The sequence below is a fragment of the Paenibacillus naphthalenovorans genome (genome assembly GCF_001465255.1).
GTDB classification, from domain to species: Bacteria; Bacillota; Bacilli; order Paenibacillales; family NBRC-103111; genus Paenibacillus_G; species Paenibacillus_G naphthalenovorans.
Genome location: NZ_CP013652.1, coordinates 1,975,826 through 1,990,999 on the forward strand (window position 1 = coordinate 1,975,826; position 15,174 = coordinate 1,990,999).

At 49.5% G+C, this 15,174-nt stretch carries 17 protein-coding genes; 5 read left to right on the top strand and 12 right to left on the bottom strand.

Going from position 1 to position 15,174, the window contains the following annotated elements; translation table 11 throughout:
* Positions 1–49 precede the first annotated feature (49 nt).
* The 5 genes from IJ22_RS09825 to IJ22_RS09845 all read right to left on the bottom strand — a co-directional run bounded on the left by IJ22_RS09825 (position 50) and on the right by IJ22_RS09845 (position 4,770).
* The gene (locus tag IJ22_RS09825) at positions 50–1,147 is read right to left on the bottom strand and encodes a DUF3900 domain-containing protein (protein WP_062408681.1); all 1,098 of its coding nucleotides are present in this window, start codon (positions 1,145–1,147) and stop codon (positions 50–52) included.
* 134 nt (positions 1,148–1,281) lie between these two features.
* Entirely contained in the window at positions 1,282–1,449 is a 168-nt protein-coding gene (locus IJ22_RS09830; protein ID WP_062408682.1) for a XapX domain-containing protein, read from the bottom strand.
* Between the two features lie 227 nt (positions 1,450–1,676).
* Entirely contained in the window at positions 1,677–3,161 is a 1,485-nt protein-coding gene (locus tag IJ22_RS09835; protein WP_062408683.1) for a tripartite tricarboxylate transporter permease, read from the bottom strand.
* 9 nt (positions 3,162–3,170) lie between these two features.
* Entirely contained in the window at positions 3,171–3,620 is a 450-nt protein-coding gene (locus IJ22_RS09840) for a tripartite tricarboxylate transporter TctB family protein (RefSeq protein ID WP_062408684.1), read from the bottom strand.
* Positions 3,621–3,690: 70 nt separating this feature from the next.
* The gene (locus tag IJ22_RS09845) at positions 3,691–4,770 is read right to left on the bottom strand and encodes a Bug family tripartite tricarboxylate transporter substrate binding protein (RefSeq protein WP_062408685.1); all 1,080 of its coding nucleotides are present in this window, start codon (positions 4,768–4,770) and stop codon (positions 3,691–3,693) included.
* 445 nt (positions 4,771–5,215) lie between these two features.
* On the opposite strand from IJ22_RS09845, the gene IJ22_RS09850 reads away from it, so the two are divergent.
* Positions 5,216–5,815, top strand: coding sequence for a YitT family protein (locus IJ22_RS09850; protein ID WP_062408686.1), 600 nt, complete (start codon positions 5,216–5,218; stop codon positions 5,813–5,815).
* 91 nt (positions 5,816–5,906) lie between these two features.
* Here the strand turns inward: IJ22_RS09850 and IJ22_RS09855 are convergent, their stop codons facing one another.
* Entirely contained in the window at positions 5,907–6,506 is a 600-nt protein-coding gene (locus tag IJ22_RS09855) for a biotin transporter BioY (protein WP_062408687.1), read from the bottom strand.
* Between the two features lie 124 nt (positions 6,507–6,630).
* On the opposite strand from IJ22_RS09855, the gene IJ22_RS09860 reads away from it, so the two are divergent.
* From IJ22_RS09860 to IJ22_RS09875, 4 genes are all read left to right on the top strand, one after another.
* On the top strand, positions 6,631–7,464 hold the full coding sequence (locus tag IJ22_RS09860; RefSeq protein WP_062408688.1) for an energy-coupling factor ABC transporter ATP-binding protein: 834 nt from the start codon (positions 6,631–6,633) through the stop codon (positions 7,462–7,464).
* The gene (locus IJ22_RS09865) at positions 7,455–9,149 is read left to right on the top strand and encodes an ATP-binding cassette domain-containing protein (protein ID WP_062408689.1); all 1,695 of its coding nucleotides are present in this window, start codon (positions 7,455–7,457) and stop codon (positions 9,147–9,149) included. The genes IJ22_RS09860 and IJ22_RS09865 overlap by 10 nt, the downstream gene beginning before the upstream one ends.
* A 14-nt stretch (positions 9,150–9,163) precedes the next feature.
* Positions 9,164–9,616, top strand: coding sequence for a DUF1284 domain-containing protein (locus IJ22_RS09870; RefSeq protein WP_062408690.1), 453 nt, complete (start codon positions 9,164–9,166; stop codon positions 9,614–9,616).
* A 147-nt stretch (positions 9,617–9,763) separates the two neighbouring features.
* The gene (locus IJ22_RS09875) at positions 9,764–10,075 is read left to right on the top strand and encodes a hypothetical protein (RefSeq protein ID WP_062408691.1); all 312 of its coding nucleotides are present in this window, start codon (positions 9,764–9,766) and stop codon (positions 10,073–10,075) included.
* Between the two features lie 95 nt (positions 10,076–10,170).
* Here the strand turns inward: IJ22_RS09875 and IJ22_RS09880 are convergent, their stop codons facing one another.
* From IJ22_RS09880 to larA, 6 genes are all read right to left on the bottom strand, one after another.
* Positions 10,171–11,328: a DUF418 domain-containing protein gene (locus tag IJ22_RS09880; protein ID WP_062408692.1), complete on the bottom strand. Its 1,158-nt coding sequence runs from the start codon at positions 11,326–11,328 to the stop codon at positions 10,171–10,173.
* A 170-nt stretch (positions 11,329–11,498) separates the two neighbouring features.
* Complete coding sequence (locus tag IJ22_RS09885) at positions 11,499–11,726, bottom strand: hypothetical protein (protein WP_062408693.1); 228 nt, start codon at positions 11,724–11,726, stop codon at positions 11,499–11,501.
* A gap of 122 nt (positions 11,727–11,848) precedes the next feature.
* Positions 11,849–12,490 carry a TVP38/TMEM64 family protein gene (locus IJ22_RS09890; protein WP_062408694.1) on the bottom strand — a complete coding sequence of 214 codons (642 nt, stop codon included), beginning with the start codon at positions 12,488–12,490 and terminating at the stop codon, positions 11,849–11,851.
* A gap of 147 nt (positions 12,491–12,637) precedes the next feature.
* Positions 12,638–13,102, bottom strand: a complete 465-nt coding sequence (locus IJ22_RS09895) for a hypothetical protein (RefSeq protein WP_062408695.1) — start codon at positions 13,100–13,102, stop codon at positions 12,638–12,640.
* Between the two features lie 156 nt (positions 13,103–13,258).
* Positions 13,259–13,822: an SLOG family protein gene (locus IJ22_RS09900; RefSeq protein WP_062408696.1), complete on the bottom strand. Its 564-nt coding sequence runs from the start codon at positions 13,820–13,822 to the stop codon at positions 13,259–13,261.
* Entirely contained in the window at positions 13,819–15,084 is a 1,266-nt protein-coding gene (gene larA, locus IJ22_RS09905) for a nickel-dependent lactate racemase (protein ID WP_062410932.1), read from the bottom strand. The genes IJ22_RS09900 and larA overlap by 4 nt, the downstream gene beginning before the upstream one ends.
* Positions 15,085–15,174 lie beyond the last annotated feature (90 nt).

Here is a 15,174-nt window from a genome sequence, read left to right on the forward strand (position 1 = left end):
TTTCCATTTTATCACACGAGATCAATCCGAACAAGCGTTCTTCCAATCCCTAGTAAGGCAATGCCGCTGCCGCCAGCTCTTCGTCCCTAGCCTTGGCCTTGAGCCGGCCTACAAGCGAATCCAGGGGCTCCGGCATCAGCAGCTCCACCGGCGAGATCCCGCGGTCAAACTCCAGTCCGTCTCCTTCCAGCACAACGACGTATCGATCCCCCAGCTTGGCGATATGCAGCCGGTCGCCAAAATCGGCGAGCAGCGCCTTCACGGTCATATTTCCCAGCTTCAGCTTCATCTCGAGGTCCGGCTTTTGCTCGACCATCATCGAAGCGGCTTCGATCACCTGGCTTTGATCCCATTTTTCCTGAAGCTCCCGCTTCTCGCTATGAGCCCACAGCTCCATTTCTTCGAGCTCGCGCTCCTTTTCTTCCGGATGATCCTCGTATACCTGCTCAACGTACTGCTGCACGAAGCCGAGCACCTGATCGCTCATCAGCTCGGGCACCGATTTCTCGTATTCGACGAACTTCAAGAAGTCTTCAAAATATCGGGCATGCGAGGATTGGTGAATCTTAAGCTCCCATACCTCCATCATTCCCGGCTCCGGCATGTGCGGGTACATTATGGATTTCATATTTTTGGCGTTGATCGCCATCTCCACTTTATTCAATAGACTGCGCTCGTCCGTAATCCGGGCAATTTTTTGTTCGAAATCGCATTTGAACACGAACAGAAACGGCTCGTCAAAATATTGATTTGCCTTGGCCCGCACAATGAACATCGCGCCGCCCCGAATTGCACTCGCATTCATATAGGTGGTCACCAGCTCATCGGCATGGCCCATAAACGAATCGATCGTCTCCGCCGTGCGCAGCCGGGCAAACATATTATAGTTCGGGTTGCTGTCCAGATCATATCCGGGCTCAACAACGAATCGGCCGATCTTCGTCGGCACCTGTTCCGACTTCGGGTTGCGTTCGGCCTTGCGTTTGGCGGTTTTGGCGAACTCTCCGTCCAAAAACGCGCTGAGCTCGCTTGCGGAGTAGTCATCCCCGTCCATTGTCTGGTAATGCTTGCTTTGCTTGCCGCCTTGTCCGTCCTCTCCCTCCACCTGGATTACGAAAAAAGAAATATACTCGACGTCAAACTTCATCTAAGCGTCCCCTTCATCAGTACATTGTTAAGCCGCCGGTCAGAAGACCGACTACTAGTATACTACAAGGCGCCGATGGGTTCATAGAGACAAAAGTTCGAACATCCGATCGCGGCAGGGCCCGCGGTCGCCTTTTATTTCAACCATTCAAGCAATCGCTGCATAAGCATACCGCCAAGGTATATACCCACGATACCCAGTACTCCGGGCAGGACCGGCGGAGCGGGAAGCGGCAATTTTATCCATTTAAAAACAACCCCGACGATAAGCCCGGCGATGAATGCCAATACGGATTCTTTCATTTAGGCAACACTCCATGATCAAAGGTTTGGAATTTCGATATCTTAAATATCCTTATACGAATAAAGCGAATGAAAAAACTCCCTTTTAGGGGAGTCAATTCGATCGGCCATCACCAGGTAACAGACAAGCGATGTGATTATTCTTTGTTGAAACATGGATGCTTATGTATTCGTTTAATGCAAGCAATAATGGCCTGCCCATTAATAGAAGCTGATGTACGCCGGCTTCAACGCCGCTTGAGCAGCAGCTTTTTTGCCATCGGAAACACAAGTATGATGACTGTGAGGATCAGTAAAGAAAGCGAGATCGGACGGTCGATAAAGATCATTAGACTTCCGTTGGAAGCGGTCATCGATTGGCGGAACGATTGCTCCATCATTTCTCCCAAAATAAAAGACAGAATGAACGGAGCTGCAGGAAATGAGTATAAGTACATGAAATACCCGATCATCCCGAAGAGGACCAGCATATACAAATCAAATACATTGCTTCCGATCACATAGACCCCGATAAAGCAAAACGTAATAATGAGCGGAATCAGCATGGCTCTGGGTATATACATCAACCGTGAAATGTACGGGATTAAAGGGAGATTCAAGATCAGCAGGAAGATGTTTCCCACGTACATGCTTGCAATGACGCCCCAGAAAATATCGGGATGGTCCTGGAACAGCAATGGCCCCGGCTGGATGCCCATCACCAAAAAAGCTCCCAGCAGAACGGCCGTCGTCCCCGAACCGGGGATTCCAAGACTCAGTAAAGGGACGAAAGCGCCGCCAGACGCCGCGTTATTGGACGTTTCCGGTGCAGCTACGCCAACCAAGGAGCCTTTCCCGAATGCAGCCGGATTTTTGGACAAGCGTTTTTCGGTAATATAGGCGAGAAACGAGGAGATGGACGCCCCCGCACCGGGCAAAACACCGATCACAAAGCCAAAAAAGGACTGCCGCAGCGTGGGGCCGGTGATCTCCTTGATCTCTTTTTTGCTCAACAGCAGACTTCCGATGGCCTTTCTGTCATGGAGGGCTTCATTCCGGTGGATGATAAGGGAGCTCACTTCAGCTAACGCAAAAAGTCCCAGAGCAATGATCAAGAAATCAAACCCTTCCAACAGGAACACGGAATCAAAAGTAAACCGCGGTGTTCCGGTCTGGGCATCGATTCCGACGGTAGCAACCATAAATCCGGCGACGACGGAGATCATCGCCTTTATCTTGGAGCCGTCAAACAAACTGGACACCGTAATGAGCCCCAGGAAAACAAGCGAAAAATATTCAGGAGGACCAAACGACAAAGCGATTTCCGCCAGATAGGGCGCAAATAACATGAGCAGAACGACACTGATCGTTCCGCCTGTGAACGAACCGATGGCCGCAACGGCAAGCGCCTTGCCGGCCTTCCCCTGTTTTGCAAGCTGGTAGCCGTCAAGCGTCGTCACGACGGAGGAGGATTCGCCCGGGGTGTTAATCAGGATCGATGTGGTGGAGCCGCCGTACATCGCTCCATAATAAACGCCGGCCATCATGATCAGTGCAAGCGTAGGATTCATCCCGTAGCTGACAGGAATCATCACGGATATCGCGGTGATCGGCCCGAGTCCCGGAAGCATGCCGATTAATGTGCCGACAGAAACGCCAATCCATACGTACAATAACGATTCCCAGCTCGTCGCAATTTGAAAGCCATGCAGCAGTTGTTGAAAAGTATCCACGGCTACCTCCTATAAGGGCAATATCCCGGCAGGCAATTCGATATCCAGCAAATAGTTAAAGCTGAAGTAAATGGCCAACGAATAAATAAGCGAGACGCTGATATTGACTTTCCAATTCTTATAGCCCAAAAATTTCGTGCAAACGATTAAAAACAAGGCGTTCACAATGACAAACCCCACGGCTTCAAGCAGCAAAATGTACAGAAGCGCCATACCCAGCACGGATAACAGCACGCGCAAATCGGCGGGGCTGTGCTTTTCTTTGGCTGCTTCATCCGTTTTATTGAAGTACAAAGCGATCGATAGAGCGAACAGCAAAAATCCCAGCAATTTGGGCACGACATCAGAATCTACGTTGACATAGGGGAATTTAGGCAATTTAAAGCTGTAATAAAGAAAGACAATGGACACGATCAGCAAAACGGAAGCGATTTTTTGATTGGCTGTCTTGAACAACAATCATTCACCATCCCTTTTTAAAACGAAGTCAATGTAAGGGTAGGTAACCCGAACATTGACTTCCACCAATTTATTTTTTTCTCAGGCCAAGCTCATCCAGCAGTTGTTTAAGTGCTGCTTCTTCCTTCTCCAGGTATGCTTTATACTCTTCGCCGGTTAAGAACAGTTCGTTCCAGCCGTATTTCTGGCGTATTTCCACCCAGGCGGAGTTCGTGTTTAATTCCTTGAATTTCGCTTCATAGTATGCGAGTGCATTGGGGTCCATTCCGGGAGGACCGAAAAAACCGCGCCAATTTTCGAATGTCGCATCGATTCCCTGCTCCTTCGCTGTTTTAAATTCGGATATGCCATCACCCGAAAGCCTTTTCTCCGATGTAATTCCAAGCACTTTTACTTTTCCTGCCCGTACCTGCTCCACCGATTCCGCAATGCCGGTAGAGTAAATGTCAACGCTTCCATTCAAGAGAGCAGGCAGTGCACCCCCGTCTTGTATCGAAACATACTTGATTTTTCTAATATCCACACCGGCTGCTTTCGCTACCTTAATGAACTGCATATGGTCCATACTGCCGGGTGCCGATGCGCCGACAACGGTAATTTTAGCGGGGTCCTTCTTCATATCGTCAAACAATTCGTTTAAATTGTTCCACTTGGCGTCCGCTCTGGCGACAAATGAACCGTAATCGGTAATCAGGTTGGCAATCGGAGTGAAATCGCGAAAACTAAATTGCGATTGACCGTTCAGATGCACGAAAATAATCGGCGGGGATGTAACAAATAACGTATGATTATCTCCTTTTTTCGCATGCACGCCGGCCCAGGCCACCGCACCGCCGCCGCCGGCCTTGTTGACAGCGCCCATGCTTTGCCCGATGATGTTTTGTTCCTCCAGCACCTTCGCCGCCATACGCGCGGTCGTATCCCACCCTCCGCCTGCTCCGGCAGGCACGACAACCTCAATCGATTTGGCGGGAGACCAGGCAGCCGCCGTCCCCGTTGGATTGGCATTTGCATTGCCGTTAGCCTGCTTGTGATCGGCGGGATGATTCGAGGCTCCTCCATTCGTGCCCGATGTTTGCGTGGAGGAACTGCATGCGGCTATTGTAAAAGCCAGAACCGCAGCCAAACCAAGTGTGATCATTTTTTTCATCCTGTGTACCCCTTCTCGCTTAAAATGGTTAAACGTACGCGGGCCAGCCGGAAAGACTCCGCCTGAACCTTACCATATCCATATGCCGGATCCGGCTGCGCAATTCTTGAACCGCTTCAATTACCGAATTTTTTATACATAGGACAAAGCCACTCCGGCATATGCTTTTAAATAACCATTTACGGGGTGATCACATGAGTAAAGAATCAATGACGCTTGGACAGTTCATGGATAGACCGCATAAAAGCCGGCCTCATCGTTCCGTGCTGCTGATAAGGATACCTGGCGGAAAAAGAACGTCACGGATCATTCGCTCGATCTTCAACAGCAAAAAAGCTTAGTCGGACCGGGGAACGGTGTTCCGGCTAAGCTTTTTCAACAAATGTGAACCATAATATGCTACAATAGCACATAAAACCTATTTCATATCCCGGATGGTGTATTTATGCGCAATGTACTATTAATCGTGGCAATCCTCATTTTTGCCATAGGAAATCTGCTTTTTGCCGTTCCTAACTACATTATGAACGGTGGAATCACCGGTTTAAGCCAATTATCCTACTATATTTTTCATACAAATATCGGTTTAAGCCTACTGCTGTTCAATTTACCGCTTTTCATTTACGCCTTTTTTAAATACCGTGATTTATTTTACAAATCGGTGGCAAGCATGATCGTGTTTTCCCTGGCCGTCGGATTATTGCAGGATTTTATCATCCCTTTTGGAATCCAGAATATCTGGATCGGCAGTATCGTCGGCGGCTTTTGGATGGGAATTTCCCTGGGCATTCTCGCGAAGCTGAACGCCAGCTTGGGAGGCGGATCTTTGCTTGGCAAGATGCTCAACCTGCGTTACGGATTCTCGCTTAGCAAATCCATTTTTTTCATCGATGCTTCAGTATATCCGTTGAGCCTTTTTATCATCGGAGGAAGAGAGACCTTATTTTCCTTGATCTTAACCGCTTTTAGCGCTTTTGGCGTTTACGTGGTCGGCTTGTTATCCAACAGGATACCTGCTAAGGATAACAAGCCGTCTTTTCAGTAATAGGCTTTGATTTGACGAAACAAGCATTCCGATTCCTGCAGCCAGGTTCTCCGTAATCGGGAAAAGCTGCCCAAGAAGGGCAGCTTTGTGTTTATTTCGGCAGGCTTTGACGGACAGCACCATGGCCATGGCCGGTCAAGCGGGCCTGAGGGAATACCTGCCGCAGGGAAACGGTGATTGCGGTTGCGGCAAGGGCTTTAATTACATCGCCGATAAGATAAGGATAAAATCCTAACGCTATCGCTTTATTCATGGAAAACCCTGCGGCATGGGCAAGCCATGGAACCCCTGTCACATACAAGAGCAAAGAGCCGAAGCCTTCCATAATCAGAAAGACGAGCACATATCCGGGCCACCCGCTGCTGCGTACTTTACTGACCAAAAGCCCAATAAGAAGCGCAGCGAACGGCCACATGATCACGTAGCCTCCTGTAGGTCCGAGAATTGCCGGCAGGCCTCCTTTGCCTTGAAGCAAAGGAAACCCGAGCGCGGCCAGGACAACGACGATCATCATGCTGAAAAAGCCGTAGCGTGCACCAAGTAATCCTCCGGCCAGCATAACCGCCAATGTTTGCAGCGTGATCGGCACCGGGGTAAACCCGAGCGGAATGCTGACATAACCGAAAACAACGACTAGAGCTGCGAATATGGCGCTGAAAGCAACGCCTCTTAAAGTTAACGTTTTTGCCAATTGTGTTACTTCCCTTCATTATGATAAAGTATTAGATAATTTGATTGTCAACCCCATCAACATAGGTTAGGTTAACAATATGCAATACGCATTATAGCATGCTGATAAAGGAATGGATAGACCGATGACTGCAATTTCTCAACCTGTGATTCAACTGGAGCGAGTGACCGTCGATTATCTCGGCGGCGCTTCAGAACGGCCGGCCCTGGACCAGATTTCCCTGGAGCTGGCTAAAGGCTCATGGACAGCCGTCATTGGAAACAACGGAAGCGGTAAAAGCACGCTTTCCAAAGTAATGGCCGGATTGAGCCCCATATCGGAAGGGCGGCTGATCGTCGCGCAAGGTCATTCGGTACATATGGTGCTGCAAAATCCGGAAACACAAATCCTGGGTGAAACCATTGATGAAGAAATGCATTTAAGTATGCGGGATACCCAAGATCGCACCCTTGCCGAACGGGAATCGAACATGCTCCGTCTGCTGAACGAGGTCGGTTTATCGTTACCGCCCGACGCTCCGGTCAAATCCCTCTCAGGCGGACAAAAGCAGCTTTTGAACATGGCCTGCTGTCTGGCCGCCGGCGCAGACGTCATTCTTTTTGATGAGGCTACCTCGATGCTGGACCCCAACTCCCGCGAGGCCGTGCTGGAGGCAACCGCCAAGCTCCAAAGGTCAGGGCATACGATCGTTTGGGTCACCCATCGCATGGAGGAGCTTTGCTTTGTGCAGAGGGTGCTGCTGCTCGATCAGGGGCGCATCGCTTTTGATGGAACATGTGAACAGTTTTTTTACGGGAAAGGCCTATCCGATGAACCGAGCCCATGCGAGCGGTTCGGCTTCGAGCCGCCTTATGTTGTGCAAGTTGCCCGCGCTTTGCACAGGCTCGGGCATGAGCTGCCTGTCAGGCCCTTATTCCCCCAGCAATTAAGTCAGGCCGTGGTGAGCTTATGCCGATAAAAGTAAGCGGACTTACGGTATTTACGGATCACGGGCGGACCGGCACTATTTTGAATAACATTCATTGTACCGTTCAAGACCGGACGATGACGCTTGTCATCGGCAAGGCGGGTTCAGGTAAATCGACTTTGCTGCGCTCGCTGGCCGGCTTGACGGAAAACATCGAAGGCAACGTATTTTATGATGATCTCCCTTTATGGAAGCAAGGACGGATTGATCGTCAGCTTTTGCTTCGCAGCGTCCTGGCTTTTCAGTTTCCCGAGCATCAGCTGTTCGCCCGTACCGTTCAAGGCGAGTTTGATTACTCTTTAAGAGCTTACCGTCTCCCGAAGCCGGAAAAGCTTCGCCGCACCGCCGCCGCCATGGAAGGACAACGGCTCCCCGCTTCATATCTGTCCCTCTCCCCTTTTATTCTTAGCGGAGGACAAAAACGGCGGGTGGCTCTCGCTACCATCATGGCGCCCGAAACCCCATGGCTGCTGCTGGACGAGCCGTCGGCAGGCTTGGACGGAAGCTCGCTGGCCCGGCTGAAGGAGGAGCTTGCTCAGTGGAAGCGGCGAAGGGGCATCGTGCTCGCTACTCACGATTTGGACGCATTTTTGCCGATCGCTGACCGGGTTCTCCTGATGGAGCACGGACAAGTAGTCGCAGACCTGACGCCCAAGGAGCTGTATACGAACCCGCAGCTGCTGGTTCAAACCGGTATCGGCCTTACCGACGCGATGAAGGTTGCCGAATCGCTGCGCGAGGCAGGGCTTCCCATTCCGTCCGGTGCCTTAACGCCGCAGCAGGTAGCGGGCACACTTGCCCGTGAGATATGCGGCATGCCGCAGCAGCCGCAGGTGCGTTCGACACAGAATACCCCGCCGACAGGTTATCAGCCTGCCCAACCTCGGAGCCAGGCAGCGGACCGGCCGGTCAAAAGCTTTATATACAGCATGGATGCCAAGTTAAAGTGGATGATCTATATGCTGATCTCAGTGGGGATCATACTTCAGCAGCAGTGGAAAGGCTTATGGGTTGCCCTGCTGTTCGCCGCCTTATGCCTGTCGCTGCTCCTTCCGGAGGATCGCCGGAAGCTGAAGCGAATGTCCAAGCCTCTACTGTGGTTCATGGCCATAGCGGTTTTGACCTCAGGCATCCAGATCAGTTTTGGACAAGGAATTCCTTGGACGGACAGGCTCGGTTTTTCCGTTGAATCCGCCCGGGAAACCTTGCGCAGATTGTTCACCTTTTTTGAAATTACTTTAATCGGCCTTGTTTTCACGCTGTCCACCAGCACTTCCCATATGAAGCAAGGGCTCGAGATCGCGCTGCGCCCGCTGAAACGAATCAAGGCGCCCACCGAAATGCTGGCATTGGCCGCTTCTCTTGTGCTGCGCTTCATCCCTCTTATCATTGAAGAAACGGAGCGGTTTGCCATGATCGCCAAAGCGCGCGGCAAACGGACCTCCAGACGTGGACCGATCGGTATGAGAGAGATCCCGGTGTTCGTTATTCCGCTGCTGATCTCGTTATTTCAAGCCGTAGAAGAACTCATTCTGGCCATGGAGATGAAAGGATATATGACCGGATCTCCACAGCATGTGCCGGCGGTTAAAGCGGAAGGACGATGGGACAAGATGGCTGTGCTCATCAGCACGATCTTTTTCTTCATACTCATAGGGATACGTTTGTCAGGTTAAAAGGAGGATGACGAATGGTTCTTCGATTACGCGGCCATCATTTACTTTGCTTGCTGGGATTTCGGGGAATGGGATATTCTCCAGAATTCACAAGCAATATGACAAAAATCTACGAGAAGCTTCGAACAGAACCGGCAACGATGGTAACAATCATGCGCGGCAGCGACGATCTCTGCAGCTGCTATCCGGATGACAAGCCCAATCACTGTGAGACGACCAGTGTGCATGATCGGGATGACACGGTGTTAGAGCGGCTCGGATTAGCGCCGGGCGTAGAGATCGCGTGGCAGGATATCCTTCAGCTTCTGGAAAAGCGCATGATGCCCGGGGACATCCCGCGCATATGCGCATCATGCCCTTGGATGCCTTACGGAGTTTGCGAAGAAGGGGTCGCCCGTGTCGCTGCAGGAAGCGGCCTGGCTCCGTTGCCAAGCGTTGGATCGGGAGGCGCATCCCCGAAGGGATAAACCCCGGCTCAAAGTCCGGTCGAAGCGCCTTATTGATGTCCTCTTTCATAAGGACCCGCTCCTTGGAATACTTAAAAACTGGTAACACGAGCTATGTATTATATAATGTAGAATGATGAACGGTTATGTCTTTTCAGGAGGTATGGGATGGACGCAAAAGTGAAACAGGCGTTAGACGTTACTTTAAGAAACTGGAACGCCATGTCGAGGTCGAGGCATGAGGATGCCGAGGAAACCGCCAATGAATTTGAATCTTCTTTTTATCTTTTTATCGATGCCTTAAGCGACTGGACTTATGAATTGGATCCACAGCCGCAAACGCTGGAGGAATTTTTGGAGCTGCCCATGATCCAGGAGATTCTCGACCTGCTTCCCGCACCGCTGCATTTAAATTTTGAGACCGAAGCCGAACTCATTGTCGACCATAAAACCAGAATAGAAGATGCCAAGTACGATTAGGCTGTTGACACGATATCTTAGAATCAAAGGCAGTCCCTGGGCCCGATGAGCATAGGAGCCGCCTCTGATTCGCTTATAAAACCGATATAAAACAATTATTCGGCCTGCTTCAACTCCGCCGGCTTCTCCCGAAGGCACGGGAAATACCCATAGGTACCTGCACGCCATGCCCATTCCAGCGGCCCCATGCGGTAGCGGCGAAGCCAGGCCCGGCTCCACCAGGCTTGAAGCCAAAATAGAAGTACGGAGTAAATAAAACAAATCCACAGAGGCCATGAACCGTCCTGCCTCAAAAACACATAAAGAATAAGCATCGTTATAACAGACTGCGTCAGGTAATTCGTGAAAGCCATTCGGCCGACCGCGCCCAACCCTTTGAATCTTTGTTCGCCGGGATGACGAATCAGACGCATCAGCGTACAAAAATAAAATACGGCCATGGATTTGCCGGACAAGAACGTATAATGGTAAACATAGTTCGGATTATAAATGGATCCTGAAACATAGTAATATACCATCGGAATAAAGAAGAGGATCGATAAGGAGAGCGAGATCCACTGCATCCATTTCAGCCTGTCCGCCGAAAGCCCATTGCCCTCGAACCAGCCCTTCTTGCCGGCATATAGACCCAGCAGGAACAAGCCTGCGATCTCAGGGCCTTTCAGGAATATATTCAACGTGCTGTAGGTAAGCAAAAAGCCGATGCGCTGTGCCAGGTCCGGAACGGTCTGAAAAATAGGCTTGCTCAGCTCATCCGGAACAAATAAAATGGCGAGCAAGGTGGTTGCGACAGTGATGAGCCCGGAGAGAACAAGCAGACTCAGGCTCCAGATCAGAACGGTCTTCTCCTTCCTTCTATAGAAAAGCAGAAGGATGAACCCCAGTATGGCGTAGACATGCAGCACATCCCCGAACCATATCAAGACCCCATGGACAATACCGACGATAAGAAGGAGCAGCAGTCTCCTGGTCATCATTTTCTTGGCAGCGAAGCCCCGCCGCTCTGCACTGCGCATGAACAAATAAAAGCTCAACCCGAATAAAAAAGCAAATAGCGTATAAAACTTGGTCTGGATAAACATATCGTAGAGGAGCCGGAATAAGGCATTGGAGCCGGTATACTCCGATTCAAAAGCGACCCCATTGCCGAGCATCTCCGGTATATTGACCACGCAGATGCCCAATACGGCAAATCCGCGCACAATATCTACCTCCTTTAGTCTTTCTTTGCTGTCACCCTGCAGATTGTGCATATTCAAGTTCTCCCCATCGGTTTATAGAATGTGATCACTGTTTAGCAAGCACTATGAGATATAAGATAAGACACTTCCGCGGAAAAATAAATAAGGATATCCGACTGCCGCCGGGCGGCTTGGAGTATCCTTAATCCATTCTTGTAGTCCATATCATCGATCATGTCTGGTTAATTGAATTTTTCCGGCAGAGCTTTAATGATCTCTTCATATTGGAGAGCTACCGCCACTTCCAGAATATGAACAGGATTTTGATGGGCGTAGGCCAGCAGCAGTTCTTTATTAAACTCATCATCATTCATCTTCAAGCTTCGTTTGATTAATTCCATCATCGCTCTTTGATTACGAATATTAAGCTGCTCGATTTTTTCTACAGCCAATTGAATTTCATTCTCCATAGTGCCACTCCTAAGTTCGTTTTGCGTTATGTATGGAACATCAACAGCCATGTCCAGTTCATATCGTATCAAAAATTTTGAATGCAGCCCAGTTTTTTTCTCTGGGACTGCTGCTCTTGAAGCTATGTCATTTCCTGATCAGGCATCTCCGGCGCCCTGTTCTTTCTCCATCGTTGATGGACAGATAAAGTAACCGCAAGAAAAATACTATACACCGCAATCGTGACTACGATATTTTCGGGCTCCGTCATCAAGCTGTCTCCAATCCATGCAAATAACAGCATGGACGGTATTTTGCCTAATGACGAAGCTGTAGCATAAGCGGCAAACGATACACGGCTTAAAGCCGAATAGGCATTTACAATGATCGAGGGTATAAAAGGAATCAACCGGGTAAACAGGATCGTCACAAACGCATTTTTTTCAAAAAGCACTGTGATTTTGCCCAGGCTGTTATGGCGATGCAGCACCCTTTCCCCCCATTCCTGATATCCGTAGCGGATAAACAAGAACATCAGAATAGAAGCGGAAACAGAGCCTATCCACGTTACGACCCCTCCAAGAACAGGGCCAAAAGCAGCACCGATCACTCCTCCGACTATGGGATACGGAATAACGGGAAATAAAGCCATGATAGTGGCGATGAGCATTATCAATGCGATATTCGTAGAATGCTGAAACCATGCTAGAATGACTTCCCCGTAAATATAAATCAGATAAGCAATCCCCAGATAGAGAACCGCTAAGCCCAGTTTTTTAACCATTCACTTTCTCCCGGAGTGTTATAGCCTCTATCATACCACATCATGCCTCTTTTCGAAAATTCACCCTTTTTCTCCCCGCGGCAACAAAATAAGACGCCTGTGGCCAGACGTCTTGATTGTTTTTACGTGTATGCGAATGGATTACCGTTAGATCGCCTCTTTTAAATCGGCTATCAAAGCCTCGTTCTCTTCGTCAATATAACCGTACCGTCTCAGGTTCTCCAATTCTTGACGGATCGCTTCTTTATCATTCGCGGAGATGTCCATTAGCTCCTGCAGGGTTGCCCGCGGGTGATCCTGGAGGTAGAGCAGCAAGCCTTTTGCCGCCCATGACAACCGATTGTCGCCAAAATCCCCTACGATGTCCCGGAATACTTTATGCGGCAGCACCTTCAGCTCAGCTAACTGCTGCAGAGCGGTGGTCGCCTCCTTGGTACTCATTCGCCCTTGAGCGGCAATCTCTTCAACCGAAGGAATGCCCGAGGCGGCCATATTGACATAAGTGCTTAATACCACACAGACCATCTGCTGATAAATATCCAGTCCGGGTACCTTCAAAATCTCTTGTATGGAAAAATGACGCGGCGGATGCGCTTGCTGCAGGGTTGTCATCAGTCGATGCCTCCTTTAAGTGTCATATGCTGCTCATTGTACACAAAAATTATGACAGGAGTATGACCCATCTGTTAAAATTTGTCCATAAGCAAGCCAATCCCCTTATTCCCGGCAAAAGGAGGAATCGGACATGACCAGCCGTCCATTCCGGCTTTAATAGGTATCGAGCAGGCTCCGCTGTTCTTCATCCGCGATACTTTGAACATCTTCGGCGGTGATGCTCAAATAACGATACCCCTCTTCTTCCTGCTTTCTAAGCGCTTTTTGTTTGAAGTATTTCGGGCTTGCCTCTCCGGCGTCTTCATCATAGAAAAGAAGAATACCGTCCGATTTTCTGAGCAGCAGGTCGTCTCTGGCCTTTAACTGCCATACGCCATGATAAGGCTGCTTACTTACCGCGCCATAGTAATCAACGTCTTTTAGAATGTCACGGTAGTAATTTTGTTTATCCTCTTTCCACTTCTCCTCGGGATGAAGATACGCCGATACGATGGAAAGCTTTAAATGCGGATACCTTTTTTTCAGTCCGATGATGACTTCGCATGCCCACAAATCTACGCCGTACTGCCCCGGAGTAAGCACCCACTCCAATCCCTCTTCCACAAGAGGGACAATCCTGGCCTCAATCGCTTTTTTAATATATACGATCCCTTTATGCTTCTGGTCGAAGATGCCGAGCTCATGCGCACGGTACCCCGTTACGAGAAGAGTTTTCATCCTTCCTCCACATAAGGGATCGTCAATGGACCTAAAGGCAGGACAGCCACCGTCATGTTTGGCCCGTATTTTTGCTTCAGCTCTTCAAGCGTTTGCTCAATATCAGCGGTCGGTTTAAACATCGCTTTTCGAACATCTTCATCCGGCAGCGTGGAATACACATATACATCGGCCCATACCTGGATTACAGCCTGTTTTTGGACTTGCCACTGGTCGAACATTTGGAAGCTGTCATCGTTAATCATCTCTAAAATTTCTTGCGGCGTTTTACGCATTTGCAGGATAGCCGCATAATTTCCGTGGTTTGGCAATCCGTCCCGGCATTCGGCGGCAGAGATGATCGTACCGCCCTTTTTAACGATTTTATGAGCCGCGCTCATCCCTTTGACAGCCTGGTATAAGTTCTGATCCAGAGGATATCCCGAATTCGAAGTGATGACCACATCAAATCGCTCATGACAACGAATCATCGCATGTTCTTTGGCGAAAGCGCATCCCTGATCATGGGCCTCGAAAAGTTCTCCAGCAAAGACATTGGTTATCTCTTTCTTTCCGTTCAGGGTAACATTGAGCATGAAATGAGGCTTGCACAACCGGTTCACTTCTCTGGTCATATCCTGCAGCGGGTTATTCTTCATATTCCCCCATGTGGCTAACGGGTCACCGATCATTCGGGCATTGTGAAAGGTTTGAATCGTTTCAATCCCGGCAATCCCCGGCATGATCCCTTTCGGCCCGCCCGAAAAACCGGCGAAAAAGTGGGGCTCGATAAAACCCGTCACGATGCGAAAATCGGCATGTACATAATCCTTGTTCAGGTATACATCGCACCCAAATTGGCTTCTTCCTACATTCACTAAGGCATCTTTATCATGACAGCGATTGTTCACAATGCGGATATTTTCTACGACCCACTCGCCTAACATCTGTACAAACTCTTCTCTCGTCTGATCCCTATGCGTACCTGTCCCGTTAATAATGACAAAATTTCGGTGAGGGACATGCGATAGCTCCTCTATCAGCCACGGAACCAGCTTGTGATTCGGTGTAGGTCTTGTGATGTCACTGATGACAATCGCTACCGTATCGGTTTCTTTCACCATTTCCCGAAGGGGAGGTGTTCCGATCGGATGCCTCAATGCGTCCTGAACGGCCTTCTTTTCATCCTTCAATCCATCTAAATGCTTAGGCTCTACAATCACCGAATGATCCGGTACCTCAATCGTTAAGCCTTCCGTCCCATACAAAAGAGTTGTCTTCATCAAGTCGTCCTCGCTTTCGAACATCTGTCTATTTCATTTTAACAGGGATGGATGGAATAAAGAAACCCTTGGTTCGCCAAGGGGCTCTGT

Bases quoted from the DNA above. Each gene is read 5' to 3' on its own strand.
- IJ22_RS09825 (WP_062408681.1), bottom strand. From the start codon at position 1,147: ATGAAGTTTGACGTCGAGTATATTTCTTTTTTCGTAATCCAGGTGGAG.
- IJ22_RS09830 (WP_062408682.1), bottom strand. From the start codon at position 1,449: ATGAAAGAATCCGTATTGGCATTCATCGCCGGGCTTATCGTCGGGGTT.
- IJ22_RS09845 (WP_062408685.1), bottom strand. From the start codon at position 4,770: ATGAAAAAAATGATCACACTTGGTTTGGCTGCGGTTCTGGCTTTTACA.
- IJ22_RS09850 (WP_062408686.1), top strand. From the start codon at position 5,216: ATGCGCAATGTACTATTAATCGTGGCAATCCTCATTTTTGCCATAGGA.
- IJ22_RS09860 (WP_062408688.1), top strand. From the start codon at position 6,631: ATGACTGCAATTTCTCAACCTGTGATTCAACTGGAGCGAGTGACCGTC.
- IJ22_RS09865 (WP_062408689.1), top strand. From the start codon at position 7,455: ATGCCGATAAAAGTAAGCGGACTTACGGTATTTACGGATCACGGGCGG.
- IJ22_RS09870 (WP_062408690.1), top strand. From the start codon at position 9,164: ATGGTTCTTCGATTACGCGGCCATCATTTACTTTGCTTGCTGGGATTT.
- IJ22_RS09875 (WP_062408691.1), top strand. From the start codon at position 9,764: ATGGACGCAAAAGTGAAACAGGCGTTAGACGTTACTTTAAGAAACTGG.
- IJ22_RS09880 (WP_062408692.1), bottom strand. From the start codon at position 11,328: ATGCACAATCTGCAGGGTGACAGCAAAGAAAGACTAAAGGAGGTAGAT.
- IJ22_RS09885 (WP_062408693.1), bottom strand. From the start codon at position 11,726: ATGGAGAATGAAATTCAATTGGCTGTAGAAAAAATCGAGCAGCTTAAT.
- IJ22_RS09890 (WP_062408694.1), bottom strand. From the start codon at position 12,490: ATGGTTAAAAAACTGGGCTTAGCGGTTCTCTATCTGGGGATTGCTTAT.
- IJ22_RS09895 (WP_062408695.1), bottom strand. From the start codon at position 13,102: ATGACAACCCTGCAGCAAGCGCATCCGCCGCGTCATTTTTCCATACAA.
- IJ22_RS09900 (WP_062408696.1), bottom strand. From the start codon at position 13,822: ATGAAAACTCTTCTCGTAACGGGGTACCGTGCGCATGAGCTCGGCATC.
- larA (WP_062410932.1), bottom strand. From the start codon at position 15,084: ATGAAGACAACTCTTTTGTATGGGACGGAAGGCTTAACGATTGAGGTA.